The 20,215-nt window shown below is 70.6% G+C and carries 15 protein-coding genes; 3 read left to right on the forward strand and 12 right to left on the reverse strand.

From position 1 onward, the window contains the following. Positions 1–62: 62 nt before the first annotated feature. Positions 63–1,106: a 3-isopropylmalate dehydrogenase gene (locus ACGFNV_RS30195; protein ID WP_393626608.1), complete on the reverse strand. Its 1,044-nt coding sequence runs from the start codon at positions 1,104–1,106 to the stop codon at positions 63–65. Positions 1,107–1,248: 142 nt separating this feature from the next. Between ACGFNV_RS30195 and ACGFNV_RS30200 the strand changes: the two genes are divergently transcribed. Further along, entirely contained in the window at positions 1,249–2,817 is a 1,569-nt protein-coding gene (locus ACGFNV_RS30200; protein WP_393626609.1) for a purple acid phosphatase family protein, read from the forward strand. A gap of 6 nt (positions 2,818–2,823) precedes the next feature. Here the strand turns inward: ACGFNV_RS30200 and ACGFNV_RS30205 are convergent, their stop codons facing one another. The 5 genes from ACGFNV_RS30205 to ACGFNV_RS30225 all read right to left on the reverse strand — a co-directional run bounded on the left by ACGFNV_RS30205 (position 2,824) and on the right by ACGFNV_RS30225 (position 7,412). Next, the gene (locus tag ACGFNV_RS30205) at positions 2,824–2,955 is read right to left on the reverse strand and encodes a hypothetical protein (protein ID WP_133930177.1); all 132 of its coding nucleotides are present in this window, start codon (positions 2,953–2,955) and stop codon (positions 2,824–2,826) included. 332 nt (positions 2,956–3,287) lie between these two features. Further along, the gene (locus ACGFNV_RS30210; RefSeq protein ID WP_393626612.1) at positions 3,288–3,827 is read right to left on the reverse strand and encodes a GNAT family N-acetyltransferase; all 540 of its coding nucleotides are present in this window, start codon (positions 3,825–3,827) and stop codon (positions 3,288–3,290) included. A 46-nt stretch (positions 3,828–3,873) separates the two neighbouring features. Then, positions 3,874–4,728: an alpha/beta fold hydrolase gene (locus tag ACGFNV_RS30215; protein WP_393626614.1), complete on the reverse strand. Its 855-nt coding sequence runs from the start codon at positions 4,726–4,728 to the stop codon at positions 3,874–3,876. Between the two features lie 75 nt (positions 4,729–4,803). Beyond that, a complete protein-coding gene (pruA, locus tag ACGFNV_RS30220) occupies positions 4,804–6,435 on the reverse strand; it encodes an L-glutamate gamma-semialdehyde dehydrogenase (RefSeq protein WP_393626616.1) in 1,632 nt (543 codons plus the stop codon). A 50-nt stretch (positions 6,436–6,485) separates the two neighbouring features. Continuing rightward, positions 6,486–7,412 carry a proline dehydrogenase family protein gene (locus ACGFNV_RS30225; protein ID WP_393626618.1) on the reverse strand — a complete coding sequence of 309 codons (927 nt, stop codon included), beginning with the start codon at positions 7,410–7,412 and terminating at the stop codon, positions 6,486–6,488. Between the two features lie 162 nt (positions 7,413–7,574). Between ACGFNV_RS30225 and ACGFNV_RS30230 the strand changes: the two genes are divergently transcribed. Continuing rightward, the gene (locus tag ACGFNV_RS30230; protein WP_393626620.1) at positions 7,575–8,804 is read left to right on the forward strand and encodes a PucR family transcriptional regulator; all 1,230 of its coding nucleotides are present in this window, start codon (positions 7,575–7,577) and stop codon (positions 8,802–8,804) included. Between the two features lie 26 nt (positions 8,805–8,830). On the opposite strand, the gene ACGFNV_RS30235 is transcribed toward ACGFNV_RS30230, so the two are convergent. Beyond that, complete coding sequence (locus ACGFNV_RS30235; RefSeq protein ID WP_393626622.1) at positions 8,831–9,418, reverse strand: TetR/AcrR family transcriptional regulator; 588 nt, start codon at positions 9,416–9,418, stop codon at positions 8,831–8,833. Positions 9,419–9,515: 97 nt separating this feature from the next. Here ACGFNV_RS30235 and ACGFNV_RS30240 point away from each other — a divergent pair, with 97 nt between their 5' ends. Then, on the forward strand, positions 9,516–11,018 hold the full coding sequence (locus ACGFNV_RS30240; RefSeq protein WP_393626623.1) for an MFS transporter: 1,503 nt from the start codon (positions 9,516–9,518) through the stop codon (positions 11,016–11,018). Positions 11,019–11,174: 156 nt separating this feature from the next. Here ACGFNV_RS30240 and serA read toward each other — a convergent pair whose 3' ends face one another. The 5 genes from serA to ACGFNV_RS30265 form a co-directional block, all read right to left on the reverse strand. Further along, positions 11,175–12,764 (reverse strand): phosphoglycerate dehydrogenase, encoded by a 1,590-nt coding sequence (gene serA / locus ACGFNV_RS30245; protein ID WP_393626625.1) that lies wholly within the window; start codon positions 12,762–12,764, stop codon positions 11,175–11,177. A 231-nt stretch (positions 12,765–12,995) separates the two neighbouring features. Continuing rightward, positions 12,996–13,994, reverse strand: coding sequence for a ketol-acid reductoisomerase (gene ilvC, locus ACGFNV_RS30250; RefSeq protein ID WP_393626627.1), 999 nt, complete (start codon positions 13,992–13,994; stop codon positions 12,996–12,998). A gap of 127 nt (positions 13,995–14,121) precedes the next feature. Next, positions 14,122–14,646, reverse strand: coding sequence for an acetolactate synthase small subunit (gene ilvN, locus ACGFNV_RS30255; protein WP_393626629.1), 525 nt, complete (start codon positions 14,644–14,646; stop codon positions 14,122–14,124). Between the two features lie 35 nt (positions 14,647–14,681). After that, positions 14,682–16,532, reverse strand: coding sequence for an acetolactate synthase large subunit (locus tag ACGFNV_RS30260; protein ID WP_393626631.1), 1,851 nt, complete (start codon positions 16,530–16,532; stop codon positions 14,682–14,684). A 252-nt stretch (positions 16,533–16,784) separates the two neighbouring features. Further along, on the reverse strand, positions 16,785–19,838 hold the full coding sequence (locus tag ACGFNV_RS30265) for a putative bifunctional diguanylate cyclase/phosphodiesterase (RefSeq protein WP_393626633.1): 3,054 nt from the start codon (positions 19,836–19,838) through the stop codon (positions 16,785–16,787). Positions 19,839–20,215 lie beyond the last annotated feature (377 nt).

Below are 20,215 nucleotides of genomic sequence, written 5' to 3' on the forward strand. Positions count from 1 at the left end.
ATACGAAAAGCCGCCGGGTGCGGATGCGACCCGGCGGCTGCGTAAGAGAGGAGCAGCCCGGGTCAGCCGGCTACTCGTACGGCGAGGGCGTCGCCGATCTCCGAGGTGGAGCGGGCGGGCTGGCCGGTGCGCTCGGCGAGGTCGGTGGAGACGGCCTCGTCGATGCGGGCGGCCTCGGTGTCGTAGCCGAGGTGGCGCAGCAGGAGGGCGACGGACAGGACCGTGGCGGTGGGGTCGGCCTTGCCCTGGCCGGCGATGTCCGGGGCCGAGCCGTGGACGGGCTCGAACATGGACGGGAACTCACCGGACGGGTTGATGTTGCCGGAGGCCGCGACGCCGATGCCGCCGGAGACGGCCGCGGCGAGGTCGGTGATGATGTCGCCGAACAGGTTGTCGGTGACGATGACGTCGAAGCGCTCGGGCTGGGTCACCAGGTAGATGGTGGCCGCGTCGACGTGCATGTACTCGGTGGTGACGTCGGGGAACTCCGCGGCCACCTTGTTGAAGGTGTTGGTCCACAGGTGACCGGCGAAGGTCAGCACGTTGTTCTTGTGGATCAGTGCGAGCTTCTTGCGCGGGCGGGCCTGGGCGCGGGCGAAGGCGTCACGGACCACGCGCTCGACACCGAAGGCCGTGTTGACGGAGACCTCGGTGGCGACCTCGTGCTCGGTGCCCTTGCGGATGGTGCCGCCGTTGCCGGTGTACGGGCCCTCGGTGCCCTCGCGGACCACGACGAAGTCGATGTTCGGCTCGCCGGCCAGCGGGGTGGCGACCCCGGGCAGGAGCTTCGACGGGCGCAGGTTGACGTGGTGGTCGAAGGCGAAGCGGAGCTTGAGCAGGAAGCCGCGCTCCAGGACGCCGGACGGCACCGACGGGTCACCGATGGCGCCCAGCAGGATGGCGTCGTGCTGCTTCAGCGCGTCGAGGTCGGCGTCGGTGAGGGTCTCACCGGTGGCGTGGTAGCGCCGGGCACCGAAGTCGTACTCCTTGGTCTCCAGCTTCACATCCTGCGGAAGGACGGCGGAGAGCACCTTCAGACCTTCGGCCACGACTTCCTGGCCGATGCCGTCACCGGGGATCACTGCGAGATTGAGGCTGCGAGACATGCGGGCACCCTACTCCTCGTCCCATGGGATGACATGAACCGTCCGCCATCCGGACACGCCCAGGGGTGACGGCTTCATTCCGTCGGGTGGCGTTCACCCGTACGTTGGACGGGCGTTGGGGTTTGCTGGGAAGTTCACCGTCATGGAGATCCCGGACTTCGGCATCCCGCCCAGGCTCGCGAGCCGGATGAGCATGGCGGAACAGTACGAGTACCTGCGCACCAGGCTGTCCCGGCGCCGCACGCTGGTGACGGCGGGCGCGGTGGCGGGCGGGCTGCTGACCGGCTGCTCGGGAGGGTCGAAACCGTCCGCCGGGGCGACCCCCACCCTCTCGGCCTCGTCCCTCGACAAGGCCCCCGGCTCCTCCGTCACCCCCTTCGGCCGCCATCTGGCGTTCGGCGCCGACCCCAGGACGCAGATGCGGATCTCCTGGCAGGTGCCGTCCACGGTCAGGAAGCCCTACGTGCGCGTCGGGGCGCGGCCGGACGACCTGGGCCGCAGGATCGCGGCGGAGGTGCGCGATCTGCACACCCCTGGGGTCGAGGGCGTACGGCCCGCCGTCGAGCAGTACTACCTGCACGCGGCCCTGGACGACCTGCTGCCCGGCACGACGTACTACTACGGCGTCGGCCACGACGGCTTCGACCCGGCCGCCCCGGAGCACCGCTCCACCATCGCCTCGTTCCGTACGGCGCCCGCGAACCCGGAGACGTTCGTGTTCACCGCGTTCGGCGACCAGGGCGTCGGGAAGGCGGCGGCCGCCAACGACCATGTGCTGCTGCGCGAGAAGCCCGCCTTCCATCTGCACGCGGGCGACATCTGCTATGCCGACACCAACGGAACCGGCAAGGAGTCGGACGGCTACGACGCCCGCTTCTGGGACCTGTTCCTGAAGCAGACCGAGCCGGTGGCCAGGTCGGTGCCGTGGATGGTGACGACCGGCAACCACGACATGGAGGCCTGGTACTCGCCCGACGGCTACGGCGGCCAGCTGGCCCGCTTCTCCCTCCCGGACAGCGGCTTCGACCCGCGCACGGCGCCGGGGGTCTACGCGTTCACGTACGGCAACGTCGGTGTCGTGGCGCTGGACGCGAACGACGTGTCGTACGAGATCCCAGCCAACTTCGGCTACTCGGAGGGCAAGCAGACGGCGTGGCTGGACACCAAGCTGGGTGAGCTGCGGGCGGCGAAGGGGGTCGACTTCGTCGTGGTCTTCTTCCACCACTGCGCCTACTCGACGTCCGCCCACGCCTCCGACGGCGGTGTCCGCGCGGAGTGGCTGCCGCTGTTCGCCCGGCACCAGGTGGACCTGGTGATCAACGGGCACAACCACGTCTACGAGCGGACCGACGCCGTGAAGAACGGCGAGGTGGGCAGGCCGGTGCCGATCGGCGGGTCCACGGATCCGACCCGGGACGGGATCGTGTACGTCACGGCCGGCGGGGGCGGCAAGGACCTCTACGGCTTCCCGGCCGGCGTGCGGGAGAGCTACGAGGGGCACGCCGGCGAGCGGGAGTCCGTCGACACCTTCCACTGGACGAAGTCACGGCAGAACAGTCCGGAGACGGTGGAGTGGTCACGGGTGCGCTACCGGGGCTTCTCGCTGCTGTCGGTTCGGGCGCGGGCCGGGTCCGACCCGCGCCTGACGGTGTCGGCGTTCACCGACACCGGTCGGCGTGTGGACCACTTCGAGGTGCGGCGCGGCCGGTGAGGCTTCTCAGTGGCCGGTCTCGCCGCCGTTGTCGCGGCGGTCGAGGGCGCGCTGAAGGGCGGCGGCGGCGTTCTTGCGGTCGGAATCGCTCGTACGGGAGATGTGACGGACTCGGCGGCGGACGGTCGTCTCGGCCATGGGGGATCGACTCCTTCGAAAACCCTGGAGGCGGACAAGAGACGCCGGAAGGGGCGGGGAGCGTCGGGCCGCAGGGGTTGCCTGCGCGGTGCCCGGCTCACGACCGCCATTCGCTTGGTCGAGCGAGACGTTCGGCTTCTACAAAAGTAAGTGAGGACAGCGCGCCTGTCTCCACAATTACTTGGGCTTCCTACTATCTGAGACGGTGAATCGAGTCACACGCCGCTGACCTGGCCTTTCGTCATCGCCCTCCACTCCCTCACCAGTGCCCGTACAGCCGCGGTCGAGGTGGGTTCCGGAGTGGTCACGTGACCCACGTGACCCACGTGACGTCAGAGGACGTCCCCGTCGCGCCAGTCGAAGACCAGCTCGGCCTCGGGGTCGTCCACGTCGGCCGGTCCGGGCCACACGAAGGTCGTGCCCTCCTCCTCGGGCAGCCGGACCACGCCGTCGGGGCCGAGCGCGTGGATCCGCCCCGCCCAGGTCCGCCAGCCGCGGGAGGTGTACAGCCGGGCGCCCTCGTCGCTCGCCGAGAGCGCTCCGAAGGCGTACGCACGGGTGACGACTCCTTCGAGGGCGCCCATGATCCGGCCGCCGACCCCGGTGCGTCGCACGTCCCGGCGGACGGCGACCCCCTCGACGTAGCCGACGCGCAGCCATCGTGTCCGGTACCGCACGCGCCGCATGACGACCGCGCCGTGCCCGGCGAGCCCGCGCTCGTCGTACGCGAGGGCGTGGACGCCGCCCAGGGTGTGATCCCAGTCCTCGTCGCCGAAGTCGGCGTCGAAGGCGTCGTACAACAGGCCTCGCACGGAGCGGAGTTCGGCGGGGGTGAGGTCGGCGGTGTGGGCGGTGCGCAGGTCGAGAGCCATGGTGGGAAGTATCACCGGCCCCGTCTGCACCACGGCTGTTATTCGGTCACAGCGCGTCCGTCACCGCTCGGCGGAACCCCTCGGGGTCCTCGACCCAGGGCAGGTGTCCGGCGTCCGGCAGGATCACCCGCCGCCCCCGGGGCAGGGCCTGCTCCAGCGAGTCCACCGCCGAGCGCGGGCGGATGTCGTGGGCGCCGTCGACGATCAGCACGGGCACGTCGAGGGCCTGGCAGACGGCGTACAGCTCGGGGGTGCCCCAGGCTCGCCGGCGCTCGGCGTTCAGGGCCCTGTTGCACTCGGCGTTGATGCCGAGCCAGGGGTCGGCCATACGGGCGGCGTGGTCCAGGGCCCGTTCCCGGTCCTCGAACTCGAGGGACCACTGGAGGACCGCGCGTTCCCGTTCCTCGGGCTCGGTCAGCACGGGACGGTCGGTCAACTCCTGCCAGCGGGCCAGGCGTTCGGGGTGTTCGCCGAGCCGGGCGCGGAAGTTCGCGTGGTAGGCGGGGTTCCAGTCGGCGTCCGGGCCGATGCCGGTCCCGGAGACGTAGATGAGCGTGTCGACCCGCTCGGGGTGGGCCAGCGTGTAGCTCAACGCCAGTTGTGCGCCCCAGGAGTGGCCGAGCAGGGTCATGCGTTCCAGGCCGAAGTGGTCGCGTACGGCGTCGAGATCGGCGACGAACCGCTCGCTCGTCCACGGACCGGCGCACCGTTCGGAGCGGCCGCAGCCGCGCTGGTCCCAGCGGATCGCCGTGGCCCGGTCGGCGAGCAGCGCGGCGACGTCGGTGAACATGTCCCACAGGCCGGGGCCGCCGTGGCACAGCACCAGGGGGGTGCCCTCGCCCGACCGGGACGCCCACAGGCGCACACCGTCATCCGCCCGCACGTGCTCCGTCCGTGTCATGCGGCCAGTCTGCCCGCCCCGGACGCGCGAACGGGCCGGGTCGACGAAGACCTGGCCCGTTCGCGTGCGGGGCTGTCAGCCCATGTGCGGGTAGGCGTAGTCGGTCGGCGGGACCAGCGTCTCCTTGATGGCGCGGGTCAGGGTCCAGCGCATCAGGTTCTGCGGGGCGCCGGCCTTGTCGTTGGTGCCGGAGGCGCGGCCGCCGCCGAAGGGCTGCTGGCCGACGACGGCGCCGGTCGACTTGTCGTTGATGTAGAAGTTGCCTGCGGCGTAGCGCAGCTTCTCCATCGTGTACGCGGCGGCCGCGCGGTCGCCGGAGATGACCGAGCCGGTGAGCGCGTAGGCGGAGACCGACTCCATCTGGGTCAGCATCTCGTCGTACTTCTCGTCGTCGTAGACGTGGACGGCGAGGATCGGGCCGAAGTACTCGGTGGTGAAGACCTCGTTCTCCGGGTCGTCGCACTCGATGACGGTCGGGCGGACGAAGTAGCCGACCGAGTCGTCGTAGCTGCCGCCCGCGACGATCGTGCAGGCCGGGTCCGTCTTCGCGCGGTCGATGGCGGCCTTGTTCTTGGCGAAGGCACGCTCGTCGATGACGGCGCCGATGAAGTGGGACAGGTCGGTGACGTCACCCATGGTGATGCCGTCGACCTCGGCGGCGAACTCCTCCTTGAAGCCGGAGTTCCAGAGGGAGGCCGGGACGTACGCCCGCGAGGTCGCCGAACACTTCTGGCCCTGGTACTCGAAGGCGCCGCGGGTCAGGGCGGTCTTGAGGATCGCCCGGTCGGCGCTCGGGTGGGCGACGACGAAGTCCTTGCCGCCGGTCTCGCCGACCAGACGCGGGTAGGAGCGGTACTTCTCGATGTTGTTGCCGACCGTCTTCCACAGGTACTGGAAGGTCTTCGTCGAGCCGGTGAAGTGGATGCCGGCGAGGTCGCGGTGGTTGAGGGCGACCTCGGAGACCTCGATGCCGTCGCCGGTGACGAGGTTGATGACGCCCTTGGGCAGCCCGGCCTCCTCCAGGAGCCGCATGAGCAGCACGGCCGCGTGGGTCTGCGTCGGGGAGGGCTTCCAGACGACGACGTTGCCCATCAGCGCGGGGGCGGTGGGCAGGTTGCCCGCGATGGCCGTGAAGTTGAACGGCGTGATCGCGTAGACGAAGCCCTCCAGCGGGCGGTGGTCGAGGCGGTTCCAGACGCCCGGGGAGTTCGCCGGGGGCTGCTCGGCGAGCAGGTCACGGGCGTACTTGACGTTGAAGCGCCAGAAGTCGATCAGCTCGCAGGGCGTGTCGATCTCGGCCTGCTGGGCGGTCTTCGACTGGCCGAGCATGGTGGAGGCGGCGAGCGTCTCGCGCCAGGGGCCGGACAGCAGTTCGGCGGCGCGCAGGATGATCGCGGCGCGGTCGTCGAAGGACATCGCGCGCCAGGCGGGCGCGGCGGCGAGGGCCGCGTCGACGGCGTCCTGGGCATCCTGCCGGGTGGCGTTGCCGTAGGTGCCGAGCACGGACTTGTGGTTGTGCGGCTGTACGACGTCGAAGCGCTCGCCGCCGCCCAGCCGCTTGACCCCGCCGATCGTGCAGGGCAGGTCGATCGGGTTCTCGGCCAGCTCCTTCAGCTTGGCCTCCAGCCGGGCGCGCTCGGGCGAGCCGGGGGCGTAGCCGTGCACCGGCTCGTTGACGGGGGTGGGGACCTGGGTCACAGCGTCCATGGGTTCCGTAACTCCTTACTGAGCGGTGTTGCTGCGAGCGGGGGCGGGGCTCAGCCCTTTGTGATCATGCTTCGTGCGAAGAACCGCAGGTTGGCGGGCTTCTCAGCGAGACGCCTCATGAAGTAGCCGTACCAGTCGGTGCCGTAGGCGGTGTAGACGCGCATGCGGTGGCCCTCGGCGGCGAGGCGGAGGTGTTCGTCGCTGCGGATGCCGTAGAGCATCTGGAACTCGTACTCGTCGAGTTTGCGTCCCGCGCGGTGGGCGAGTTCCTGGGCGATAGAGATCAGGCGCGGGTCGTGGGAGCCGACCATCGGGTAGCCCTCGCCCTCCATGAGGGTCCGCAGGATCCTCACGTACGCCTTGTCGATCTCGTGCTTGTCCTGGTACGCGACCTCGGCCGGCTCCTTGTACGCGCCCTTGACCAGACGCACGCGGCTGCCGTTCCCGGCGAGCCGGCGGGCGTCGGCCTCGGTGCGGAAGAGGTAGGCCTGGATCACGCAGCCTGTCTGCGGGAAGTCCTTGCGCAGTTCCTCGTGGATGGCGAACATCGAGTCGAGGGTGGTGTGGTCCTCCGCGTCCAGCGTGACCGTCGTACCGATGGCGGCGGCGGCCTCGACGACCGGGCGGACGTTCTTCAGCGCCAGCTCGTGGCCGTCCGCCAGCGCCTGGCCGAACATCGACAGCTTCACGGACATCTCCGCGCGGGTGCCGAGCTCCAGCTCCTCGAGCCGTTCGACGAGCTTCAGGTAGGCGTCCCGGGCGGCGGCGGCCTGCTCGGGGCGGGTGATGTCCTCGCCGACGACGTCCATCGTCAGCTCCAGGCCCCGGTCGGTCAGGTTCCGCACGATCGGGACGATCTCGTCCACGGTCTCGCCCGGGATGAAGCGGTCGACGACCTGCTTGGTCACCGGTGCCGCCGAGATCAGACGTCGCATCCGGTCGCTGCGCGACGCGGCGAGAATCACGGGACCCAGCACGGGGCACCTCCATACCAACGCATACGAGGCCGATGCCCGAAGATCCGGGAACGGCACGGAGAACCACCGTGAAACCTAAGGATCCCTCCGATCGTCGGCCATCGACAGCTGTCACGCATCCGTGCCCCAGATCTCAGACAGATGTATGAAGGGCCCGCGACCATGGGGGAGAATGCCCGGGTGACCGCCGATTCCGCGTCTTCCCACCACGCAGGTGACTACCAGGAGCTGGTCGACGAGATCTCCGAGCTGCTCGGCGCGCCGGCGACCCTGGAGAACCGCGACTTCGAGCTGATCGCCTTCGGGGCCTACGACAGCGAGGGCGAGCTCGACGCGTCCGCGCTGGACCCGGTGCGGACCCGCTCGATCCTGACCCGGCGCTCCACGGCGGCCGTGCGCACCTGGTTCGAGGGGTTCGGCATCACCCGGGCCACGGGCCCGGTCCGCATCCCGCCGACCCCCGAGGCGGGGGTGTACCGGGGGCGCGTCTGTCTGCCGGTACGTCATCGGGGCGTCGTCCTCGGCTACGTCTGGCTGCTGGCCGACGATCCGGGGCCCTCCGAGCGGCAGTTGGCGGCGGCGATGGAGGTGACGGCCCGCATCGGCGCGCTCCTCGCGGACGAGGCACAGCACGGGGCGGATCTCACCCGGGAACTGCGGGCGGTCCTCACCGCCGAGCCCGGCTGGCCGCGCGACATGGCGATCGCCGAGCTCCGTACGGCCCTGGGCTCCCGCGCGGACGCCCCCCACACCATGGTCTGCGTGGCCCCCTGGCCCTCCGCCGCCCCGGAGGGCACCCCCTCCGTCCGTACGGTGCCGGGGGCCACCGCCCTGTGCACGGTGCCGTGGGGAGCGCAGGGCCACTCCCTCGCCCTCCTGGTACGGCTCCGCTCGTCGGACGTGCTGACACCGGCGACGTCGGCGGCGGGGAGGCTGCTGGAGCGGGCGGGGGTGGGCTCGGGGTCCGGGGGGCCCGGGAGTGGGCCGGTCGCCGGTGTCGCCGGGGCGCGTCCGGGGCTCGGGGAGTTGGGGGCCGCCTGGTGGGAGGCGGCCGGTGCGGCGCGGGCGGCGCTGGCGGAGCCGCGGCTCGGTCCGGTCGCCGAGTGGGCGTCGATCGGGCCGTACCGCCTGCTCACCGCCCTGCCCCCGGAGGCGGCCCACGACCCGGTGACCGGCCCCCTCCTCTCCCCCGCCCACCGCGAACTCGCCCGTACCGCCGAGATCTACCTGGACTGCGCCGGCCAGGCCGGCCGCACCGCTGCCGAGCTCGGCATCCACCGCCAGACGCTGTACTACCGGCTGTCCCGCGTGGAGCAGTTGACGGGCCTGGACCTGGACGACGGCGAGGACCGGCTGCTGCTGCACATGGCTCTCAAGGCGCATCGGCTCTGAGTCGGTGCCGGGCGGGTCGGGGCGGTTCAGCCCTTGGTGGCGCCCTCGATGACCCGGCGCAGTCCCTCGGTGAGCTGTTCGGCGTCCGTCGCGGTGTCGGGGTCGAAGAGCCACTGGACCATGAGCCCGTTGAGGAGGGTCACGTAGAAACGCCCCTCCGTGTCGACGGTCTCCTTGTCGAGCTCGGCCTCCGGAACCCCGCTGAACAGGGGCACGAGTCCCGAGCGGCCCTGTTCCTGCGCCTCGGCGAGCAGTTTGCGCACCTCCTGCAGCCGGTCCGCGTGGACGACGACCTCCAGGCTCAGCATCCAGATCGCCCGCGCCTCGGGCACTGAGCGGATGATGGTCGCCCACACCTCCTGGAAGCGCTCCAGCGACCCCGGGGGCGATGCGGCCCCGGCCTCGCCCCAGCCGGGGTCGAAGGTGTCGCCGAGCCCCTGGAGCAGCGAGATGTACGCCTGCACCAGCAGCGCGTCCTTCGAGCCGTAGTGGTAGCCGATCGAGGCCAGGTTGGTCCCCGACTCCTTGACGATGTCACGCGCGGTCGTGCGCACGAACCCCTGGCCCAGCAGGCAGCGCTTGGCGCCTTCGAGTAGATCCTCGCGATGTCCCATGCGGACCACCCTAGCGCCAATCCATACAAACGTCCTAGACGCATGGCTTATACATTCGTTCTAGACAAGCGTTTAAGACGTTCGTATATTTCTCGGCATGACGAACTCGACGAGCACGACCACCTCCCGTGCCGGCCGGCGCGAATGGACCGCCCTCGGCGTCCTGATGCTTCCGCTGCTGCTGGTCTCGATGGATGTCTCGGTCCTCTACTTCGCGATCCCGGCGATCAGCGCCGACCTCGAACCGAGCGGCACCCAGCAGCTGTGGATCTTCGACATCTACGCGTTCGTGCTGGCCGGTCTGCTGATGACGATGGGTTCGATCGGCGACCGCATCGGCCGCCGCAGGCTCCTGCTGATCGGCGCGGCCGCCTTCGGCACGGCGTCGCTGATCGCGGCCTACGCCAACAGCGCCGAGACCCTGATAGCGGCCCGCGCCGTCCTCGGCATCGGCGGCGCGACCCTGATGCCCTCGACGATGGCCCTGACCCGCACGATGTTCACCGACCCCGCCCAGCGCGCGAAGGCGATCGGCCTGTGGTCCGGCGTGATGACGGCGGGCGTCGCGCTCGGCTCGGTGATGAGCGGTGTCCTGGTCGAGTCCTTCTGGTGGGGCTCGGTCTTCCTGGTCAACCTGCCGGCGATGGCGCTGCTCCTGGTCCTCGGCCCGGTCCTGCTGCCCGAGTCGCGCGACCCCGCGCCCGGCCGCTTCGACTGGCTGAGCGTCCCGCTGTCGATGGCCGCCGTGCTCCCCGTGATCTACGGCCTCAAGGAGATCCCCTCCGAGGGCTGGCACCCCGAGTACGTCGTCTCGATCACCGTCGGCCTGCTCTTCGCCGCCCTCTTCGTCCACCGTCAGCGCACGGCGGCCTCGCCGATGATCTCCCCGGCGCTGTTCCGCGGCCACGGCTTCACGCCCGCCGTGGTCCTCAACCTCGTCTCCTCGTTCGGGATGATGGGTTCGGCCTTCTTCACCATGCAGTACCTCCAGTCGGTCCTCGGCAAGAGCGCGCTGGAGGCGGCCCTGTGGGCGCTGCTGCCCTCGGTGCCGATCGGGATGGCCGCCCCGCTGGCCACCTCCCTGGTCCAGAAGGGCGTCAACCGGGCCTACGTCGTGACGGCGGGCTTCGCGACCGCCGCGGCCGGCTACGCCCTGCTGGCCCTCGCCGGCACCGACTCGATGTGGCTCGTGCTGGCCGCCTGCGGCGTGCTCGCCTCCGGGATCGTCATGGTCCTCTCCCAGATGACCGACCTGGCCATGGGCGCCGCCCCGGTCGAACGGGCGGGCTCCGCCTCCTCCCTCCTGGAGACCGGGGCCGAGTTCGGCGGCGCCCTCGGCATGGCGGTCCTCGGCTCCATCGGTACGGCCATCTACCGCCACGAGATCCCGGCCTCGGCACCTGCTCAGGCCCAGGAGACACTGGGCGGCGCCCTGGCGGTCGCGGACCGGCTCCCGGGGCGCGCGGGAGACGCCCTGGCCACGGCCGCGCGGGAAGCCTTCACCAGCGGGATGCAGGGGGCGGCGATCGCGGGGGCGGTGCTGCTCGCGGGGGCGGCGGTGGCGGCGTCGGTGACGCTGCGGAGGATCCGCGTGAAGTAACGGGACACGGAAAAGGCGCCGGGGACTGGAGTGATCCAGCCCCCGGCGCCTTTTCAGCTGGGGTCCGCCGCTTCAGCCCGTCCGGCGATTGAGGACAAGGCCGTTCAGGCCGAAAGCGGGGGTCTGGGGGCGGAGCCCCAGTTGGTGCGGTGAACCTCAGACCAGGTTCACCGCGCGAGCGGACGTCGCCCCGATCTCATCAGCGACCTCCGCCAACACCCCGGAGGGCACCGTGTCGTCGACGGTCAGGACGGCCAGCGCCTCCCCGCCCGCCGCCGCGCGGGCGACCTGCATACCGGCGATGTTGATGCCCGCCTCGCCGAGGATCCGGCCGACCGTGCCGACGACGCCGGGACGGTCCTCGTACTTCAGGACGACCATGTGGTCGGCGAGCGCGAGGTCGACGTCGTACTCGCCGACCGCGACGATCTTCTGGAGGTGCTTCGGACCGGCCAGCGTGCCGGAGACCGACACCTCCTCGCCGTCCGAGAGCGTGCCGCGCACGGTGACGACGTTGCGGTGGTCGGCCGACTCCGAGCTGGTGGTCAGCCGCACCTCGACGCCGCGCTCCTGGGCGAACAGCGGGGCGTTGACGTACGAGACGGTCTCGTCGACGACGTCCTCGAACACACCCTTCAGGGCGGACAGCTCCAGCACCTTCACGTCGTGCTGGGTGATCTCGCCGTACACCTCGACGTCGAGACGGACCGCGACCTCGCCCGCGAGGGCGGTGAAGATGCGGCCGAGGCGCTCGGCGAGGGGCAGTCCGGGCTTGACGTCCTCGGCGATGACACCGCCCTGGACGTTCACGGCGTCGGGCACGAGCTCACCGGCGAGCGCGAGGCGCACGGACCTCGCGACGGCGATACCGGCCTTCTCCTGCGCCTCGTCGGTGGAGGCACCGAGGTGCGGGGTGGAGACCACCTGGTCGAACTCGAACAGCGGGGAGTCCGTGCAGGGCTCCTTCGCGTACACGTCGAGACCGGCACCGGCGACCCGGCCCTCCTTGAGGGCGGAGTACAGCGCCTCCTCGTCGACGATCCCGCCGCGCGCGGCGTTGACGATGCGCACGCTCGGCTTGACCTTGCGCAGCGCCTCGTCGCCGATCAGGCCGACCGTCTCGGGGGTCTTGGGCAGGTGGACGGTGATGAAGTCGGAGACCTCGAGCAGCTCGTCCAGCGACAGCACCTTGACGCCCATCTGGGCGGCGCGGGCGGGCTGGATGTAGGGGTCGTAGGCGACGACCTTCATGCCGAAGGCGGACATGCGCTGCGCGACGAGCGCGCCGATGCGGCCGAGGCCGACGACGCCGAGGGTCTTCTCGGCGAGCTCCACGCCCGTGTACTTGCTGCGCTTCCACTCGCCGTTCTTCAGCGCGGCGTTGGCCTGCGGGATGTGGCGGGCGGTGGCGAGGAGGAGACCGCAGGCCAGTTCGGCGGCGGTCACGATGTTGGAGGTGGGGGCGTTGACGACCATCACGCCGGCCTTGGTGGCGGCGGAGACGTCGACGTTGTCCAGGCCGACGCCGGCGCGGGCGACGACCTTCAGCTTGTGCGCGGCGGCGACCGCCTCGGCGTCCACCTTGGTCGCCGAGCGGATCAGGATCGCGTCGACGTCGGCGATGGCCGGGAGCAGTTCGGCTCGGTCCGCTCCGTTGCAGTGCCGGATCTCGAAGTCCGGACCAAGCGCGTCCACGGTCGCGGGCGACAGCTCTTCAGCGATGAGTACGACAGGTTTCGAGCTCACGTGAGTCCTCACAAGTCCAAAGCGTGCGGACGGCCGTCCCGACGGCCGCAGGCGGAGGAGGGGCTAGCCGCGTGGAAGACGCACGACGCTGTGGGCCTGAACGCGTATACAACAGCAGTGTAGTGCTGCGACGGAGGTCGCCTCATGCCTCCGTGGAAGGATCACCCGTCCGTGGCGGGACGGGGATGGCCAAGAGGGCCGGAGCAGTGCCCCGACCCCCTGGCATGAGGCTTACGCCTCTTCGTTCACCCAGCTCATCAGCTTGCGCAGCTGCTTGCCGGTGGTCTCCAGCAGGTGCTCGGAGTCCTGGTCCTTGTACTCGTTGTACTTCTTCAGACCGCCGTGGTACTCGTCCATCCAGTTCTGGGCGAAGGTGCCGTCCTGGATCTCGGCGAGGACCTGCTTCATCTCGGCCTTGGTGGCGTCCGTGATGATGCGCGGGCCGGTGACGTAGTCGCCCCACTCGGCGGTCTCGGAGACGGACCAGCGCATCTTCTCCAGGCCGCCCTCGTACATGAGGTCGACGATCAGCTTCAGCTCGTGCAGGCACTCGAAGTAGGCGATCTCCGGCTGGTAGCCGGCCTCGACCAGGGTCTCGAAGCCCGCCTTGACCAGCGCGGCCGTACCACCGCAGAGGACGGCCTGCTCACCGAACAGGTCGGTCTCGGTCTCCTCGGTGAAGGTCGTCTTGATGACACCGGCACGCGTGCCGCCGATGGCCTTGGCGTACGACAGGGCCAGGTCGAAGGCGTTGCCCGTGGCGTCCTGCTCGACCGCGGCGATCGCGGGGACACCGCGACCCTCCTCGTACTGGCGGCGCACCAGGTGACCCGGGCCCTTGGGGGCGACCAGGGCGACGTCGACACCGGCCGGGGCCTTGATGAAGCCGAAGCGGACGTTGAAGCCGTGGGCGAAGAACAGCGCGTCGCCGTCGTTCAGGTTCGGCGCGATGGACTCCTCGTAGACCTGGGCCTGGATCGGGTCCGGGATGAGGATCATGATGACGTCGGCCTCGGCGGCGGCCTCCGACGGCGTCACCACGCGCAGGCCCTGCTCCTCGGCCTTGGCCTTGGACTTGGAGCCCTCGTGCAGACCGACACGCACGTCGACACCGGAGTCACGCAGCGACAGGGCGTGGGCGTGGCCCTGGCTGCCGTAGCCGATGACCGCGACCTTGCGGCCCTGGATGATGGACAGGTCGGCGTCAGCGTCGTAGAACAGCTCGGCCACTTTGGGTTCTCTCCTTGAATGCAGGTGTTGCGTCCACCGTATGACGGGGAGCGAGAGGGAGGTTTCGGGGTCTCGGTATACGGGCGGCCGGTGTCACCCGATCGCCCGTCTACGGTCGTGACAAGGCTTACGCCGAACGGTCCAGAGCGCGCAGGGACCGGTCGGTGATCGAACGCGCGCCGCGTCCGATCGCGATGGTGCCGGACTGGACGAGTTCCTTGATGCCGAAGGGCTCCAGCATCTTGAGCATCGCGGACAGCTTCTCGCTGCTGCCGGTGGCCTCGATGGTGACGGCCTCCGGGGAGACGTCGACGGTCTTGGCGCGGAACAGCTGGACGATCTCGACGATCTGGGAGCGCGTCTCGTTGTCGGCGCGCACCTTCACCAGAACGAGTTCGCGCTGCACGGCCTGCGACGGCTCCAGCTCGACGATCTTCAGCACGTTGACGAGCTTGTTGAGCTGCTTGGTCACCTGCTCGAGCGGCAGCTCCTCCACGCCCACGACGATGGTGATGCGGGAGATGTCGGGGTGCTCGGTGACGCCGACCGCGAGCGAGTCGATGTTGAAGCCGCGGCGGGAGAACAGGGCGGCGATCCGGGCGAGGATGCCGGGGGTGTTCTCCACCAGGACGGAGAGCGTGTGCTTGGACATGATCTGCTTCCTCTGCTTGAAAGTCCTGACGGCTCTCAGTCGTCTTCGTTGTCGCCGAAGTCGGGGCGGACGTCCCGGGCGGCCATGATCTCGTCGTTGGAGGTGCCGGCGGCGACCATCGGCCACACCATCGCGTCCTCGTGGACGATGAAGTCGACGACGACCGGGCGGTCGTTGATCGAGTTCGCCTCCTCGATGACCTTGTCGAGGTCGTCCGGGGACTCGCAGCGGATGGCGTAGCAGCCCATGGCCTCCGACAGCTTGACGAAGTCGGGGACGCGGGTGCCGCGGGCGTCCGGGTTGACGTCGTTCGGGCCGCTGTGCAGCACGGTGTTGGAGTAGCGCTGGTTGTAGAACAGGGTCTGCCACTGGCGGACCATCCCGAGGGCGCCGTTGTTGATGATGGCGACCTTGATCGGGATGTTGTTCAGGGCGCAGGTGGTGAGCTCCTGGTTGGTCATCTGGAAGCAGCCGTCGCCGTCGATCGCCCAGACGGCCTTGCCGGGGGCGCCGGCCTTGGCGCCCATGGCGGCGGGGACGGCGTAGCCCATGGTTCCGGCGCCGCCGGAGTTCAGCCAGGTGGCGGGCTTGTCGTACTGGATGAAGTGCGCGGCCCACATCTGGTGCTGGCCGACGCCGGCCGCGAAGATCGTGCCCTCGGGGGCGAGTTGTCCGATGCGCTCGATGACCTGCTGCGGGGAGAGCGAGCCGTCGCCGGGCTGGTCGTAGCCGAGCGGGTAGGTCTCGCGCCAGCGGTTGAGGTCGGTCCACCAGGCGGTGTAGTCGCCCGCGCCGCCCTCGCTGTGCTCCTTCTGCACGGCCTGGATCAGGTCGGCGATGACCTCGCGGGCGTCACCGACGATCGGCACGTCGGCGGCACGGTTCTTGCCGATCTCCGCCGGGTCGATGTCGGCGTGGACGATCTTGGCGTACGGGGCGAAGCTGTCGAGCTTGCCGGTGACGCGGTCGTCGAAGCGGGCGCCGAGGGCGACGATCAGGTCGGCCTTCTGCAGGCCCGTGACGGCGGCCACCGACCCGTGCATGCCCGGCATGCCGAGGTGCTGCGGGTGACTGTCGGGGAACGCTCCCAGCGCCATCAGGGTGGTGGTGACGGGGGCGCCGGTCAGCTCGGCGAGGACCTTCAGCTCGGCGGTGGCGCCGGCCTTGAGGACGCCGCCGCCGACGTAGAGGATCGGCCGCTTGGCGGCGGTGATCAGCTTGGCGGCCTCGCGGATCTGCTTGGCGTGCGGCTTGGTCACCGGGCGGTAGCCGGGCAGGTCCATGGTGGGCGGCCAGGTGAAGGTGGTCTTCGCCTGGAGTGCGTCCTTGGCGATGTCGACCAGGACGGGGCCGGGGCGGCCGGTGGAGGCGATGTGGAACGCCTGCGCGATGACCCGGGGGATGTCCTCGGCCTTGGTGACCAGGAAGTTGTGCTTGGTGACCGGCATGGTGATGCCGACGATGTCCGCCTCCTGGAAGGCGTCCGTGCCGATGGCCGAGGAGGCGACCTGACCGGTGATCGCGACCAGCGGCACGGAGTCCATGTGCGCGTCGGCGATCGGGGTGACCAGGTTGGTGGCGCCCGGTCCGGAGGTGGCCATGCAGACGCCGACCTTGCCGGTGGCCTGCGCGTAGCCGGTGGCCGCGTGGCCCGCGCCCTGCTCGTGACGGACCAGGACGTGGCGCACCCGGGTCGAGTCCATCAGCGGGTCGTAGGCGGGAAGGATCGCACCGCCGGGAATGCCGAATACCGTGTCGGCCCCGACCTCCTCGAGAGAGCGGATGAGGGACTTCGCACCCGTGACGTGCTCAATGGGCGCGGAGTGCGTTCCTCCGGATCGGGGCCGCGGCTGCGGATGATTGGCCCCGGTGGCCTGCTCGGTCATCGGCATTCTCTTCTCGATGCTGAGGGTTTGTGCGAGGTTTGTACGACGTTGGGCTCGTGCCCGGACGGAGTTCGACTCGCGCCCGTGCAACAAAAAACCCCTCGTGCCGCAAGGCAAGCGAGGGGAGCGCGCCGGGTGTGGTCGCTGGGGGTTCCGGATCGTCCGGTGCGTCCCAGCTCAGCCGACGCGCTGTCCAAGTACGAGAATTCGGGTGCGCATGGCTCTGACCCTCCCCCCGGCACGCACCGACTGTCAAGTGGGTGGGACGGGAGTCTCATTATGTGGGCGCAGCGCACTTCCGCCTCCGAGAACGGCGGTGACACCACTGGTGTACACCCCCGTGCCCCCGACGCGCCCCTGTGGTTCCCGCACGCCGCCCGCGAACGCCGGTTCGGCCGGCCCGTGCGGCACCGGACAGTGGCCGGAACCCAGCGCTCGGCGCAGCCGGTACTCGTCCAGCGGCCCGGAGAACGCCATGCCCTGCCCGTGCGTGCAGCCCATCGCGCGCAGGGCGACGACCTGCTCGGGGAGGTCCACGCCGTCGGCGACGGACTGGAGCCCGAGGTCGGTGGCGATGCGCAGCAGCCCGCTGGTGATCTTGTGCAGCCGCGCCGACTCCACGACTCCCTCGACGAGCGTGCGGTCGAGCTTCATCACGTCGACGGGGAGTCGCCGCAGGGCTGTGATCGCGCCGTAGCCGCTGCCGAACCCGTCGAGCGCGATCCGGACTCCGACTCGCCTCAGCGCGCTCAGTCGGCGTTCCAGCTCGTCCAGCGGGACCCGCGGGTCCGTGTCGGACAGCTCGATCACCAGCGACCCGGACGGCAGCCCGTGCCGGGTCAGCAGGGCCTCCACGGTGCCCAGCGGCATCGACCGGTCGAGGAGGCGCCGGGCGCTCGTCCGGACCACCACCGGTACGTCGATGCCGTTCGCCGCGCGCTCGGCGGCCTGTTCGACGGCCTCCTGGAGCACCCAGCGGCCGAGCTCCGCGGTCTTGTCGCTGTCCTCCGCCACCCGCAGGAACTCGGCGGGTGTGAACAGCACGCCCTGCGAGGAGCGCCAGCGGGCCTGGGCGGCGACCGAGGTGATCCGGCCGTCCTCCAGGCACACCACGGGCTGGTGCAGCAGCGCGAACTCGCCGTCGTGCAGCGCGGCCCGCAGACGTGTGGCCAGCTCCGCCTTGCGTACGACGTCCTGCTGCATCTGCGGCTTGTACAGCTCGACCCGGCCCTTGCCGCCCGCCTTGGCGCGGTACATGGCGAGGTCGGCGTTGCGCAGCAGTTCTCCCGCGCCCAGGCCGGGCTCGGCGAAGGCGACGCCGATGGAGGCGGCGACACGGACGTCGTTGCCGTCGATGAGGTACGGCTGGGAGAGCGTGAGCCTGAGGCGGTCGGCGAGTTCCACGATGTGGCGTTCCCGGGCGGCGCGGTCGCGGGTGCCGTCGCCGATGATCAGCGCCGCGAACTCGTCGCCGCCCAGCCGGGACGCCGTGTCCCCGTGCCGGACCGCTTCCTGGAGTCTGCGGGCGGCCTGGACGAGCAGTTGGTCCCCGGCCTGGTGACCGATCGTGTCGTTGACGGCCTTGAAGCCGTCGAGGTCGATGAAGAGGACGGCCGTGCCGCGCAGGATGGCGCCGCGGTCGGTGGCGCGGCGGCCGGACACGGCCTGCTGGACGCGCTGGGTGAACAGCGCGCGGTTGGGCAGGTCGGTGAGCGGGTCGTGCTCGGCGTTGTGCTGGAGCTGCGCCTGCAGCCGCACGCGTTCGGTGACGTCCCGGCTGTTGAAGATGAGGCCGCCGTGGTGGCGGTTGACGGTCGACTCGACGTTGAGCCAGCCTCCCCCACCGCCCGAGCGGAAGCGGCACTCGATGCGGGTGGTGGGTTCCTCGAGCGGGCTGGCGGCGAGGAAGCGGCGCACCTCGTGCACCACGCAGCCCAGGTCCTCCGGGTGGATGAGGTTGGCCAGTTCGGTGCCGACGAGTTCCTCGGCGGGCCGGCCGTAGACCCCGGCGGCGGCCGGGGAGACGTAGCGCAGGATGCCGTTGGGCGCGGCGATCATGATGACGTCGCTGGAGCCCTGGACCAGGGAGCGGAAGTGGTTCTCCTTCTGCGCAAGTTCCTGGGTGAGGGTGATGTTGTCGAGCAGCATGATGCCCTGGCGCATCACGAGGGCGAGCACGACGGTGCCGCCGGTCAGGAGGACGACGCGGTCGACGCTGCGGCCGTTGAGGACGTTGTAGAGGATCCCCAGGGTGCAGACCGCGGCGGCCAGGTAGGGCGTGAGGGCGGCCAGGGAGCCGGTGATGGGCCGGGTGGCCGGGTACCGGCTGTGATCGCCTCCCTGCGGGGGTGCGTGGTGGTGGTCGGCGGCGCGTCGGCCGGGCAGGTGTTCGTGGACCACGCGCGTGTGTCCGTCCGGGACGTGCCGGTCCGGGTGGCGCCGGCCGGCCTCGGGCTGCCCGTGCCGGGGCACGGCCCAGGGGGCGTACGCCAGGAGCAGCGAGCCGGCGAACCAGCCCGCGTCGAGGAGCTGGCCCGAGCGGTAGCTGTGGTGCAGCAGGGGTGAGGTGAACAGGGCGTCGCACATCACGGTCAGGGCGAGCGCGCCGATCGCGGTGTTGACCGCGGTGCGGTTGACCGCCGAGCGCCGGAAGTGCAGCGCCAGCACCATGCTGACCAGGGCGATGTCGAGCAGCGGGTAGGCCAGCGACAGGGCGGTGTGCGAGACGCTGGAGCCCTCGGTCCTGGCCGCCTGGGCGAGCGCCAGGCTCCACGACAGGGTGAGCAGCGAGCCGCCGATCAGCGAGGCGTCCAGGCCGAGGCACACCCAGCCGGCCTTGGTCACGGGCCGCTTGGCCAGCACGAGCAGGCCGACGATGGCGGGGGGCGCGAAGCACAGGAAGAACCCGTCGGCGTAACTGGGACTGGGCACGGGCTGTGCGAGGACGACCTCGTACCACCCCCAGACCAGGTTGCCCAGGGACGCCATCGCCGAGGAGAGGGAGAACAGCAGCCAGGCGGATCGAAAGCGGACGCGGCGGGTGCGCGCGTAGAGCAAGCAGGAGACCGCTGCGGTGCCCGCCGCGGCGCTCAGCCCGAAGTCGCCCATGATCAGCGCGAGTTCGTCGGAGCCCCAGCCGAGCGCGGAACCGACGGCGTATCCCGCGCAGACCAGGGCCAGTACGAGTTGACGGACCAGGCTCGTCCCGTCGCGGGGGGCCGGTGGCCGGGCGGGCGGCGCCGCTGTCGGGGGCTGTGCCCGCAGCGCTCCGTCGAGTGTGGTCGCGGGAGGCGGGGGCGAACTCACCGGTCCCTCCCGGCCCGTGTCGCTCCCGGGTCCCGGAGGCCGCGGTGCGCCGGCGGGGCGTGCCTGCGGCGGTTGTCGCGGTGGGGGTGGTAGTGACTGTGGTGGCCGTTGTCGCTGCCGTGGCGGCCGCGCCTGCGCGCGGTCGGGTCGCAGGGTCGCCGTCGGCGGCCCCGCCGCGTCGGATCGTTCGTCCATAGGCCGTGCATCGCCCGTCGCCCCCCTCACAAGTCTGAAATGTCCATCCCCGGCGCCGAACGGTACGCGGCGCAGCCCCTGTCGGGACGATACACCAGTCTCGTCACTCAGGGACATAGTTCCTCTACGCTCCGTGACGACCAGCGGCGATGCGAGTACGGACCGCTTTCACGGGACTGCGG

This window comes from Streptomyces sp. NPDC048751 (genome assembly GCF_043198595.1).
In the GTDB taxonomy this organism is placed as follows: domain Bacteria; phylum Actinomycetota; class Actinomycetes; order Streptomycetales; family Streptomycetaceae; genus Streptomyces.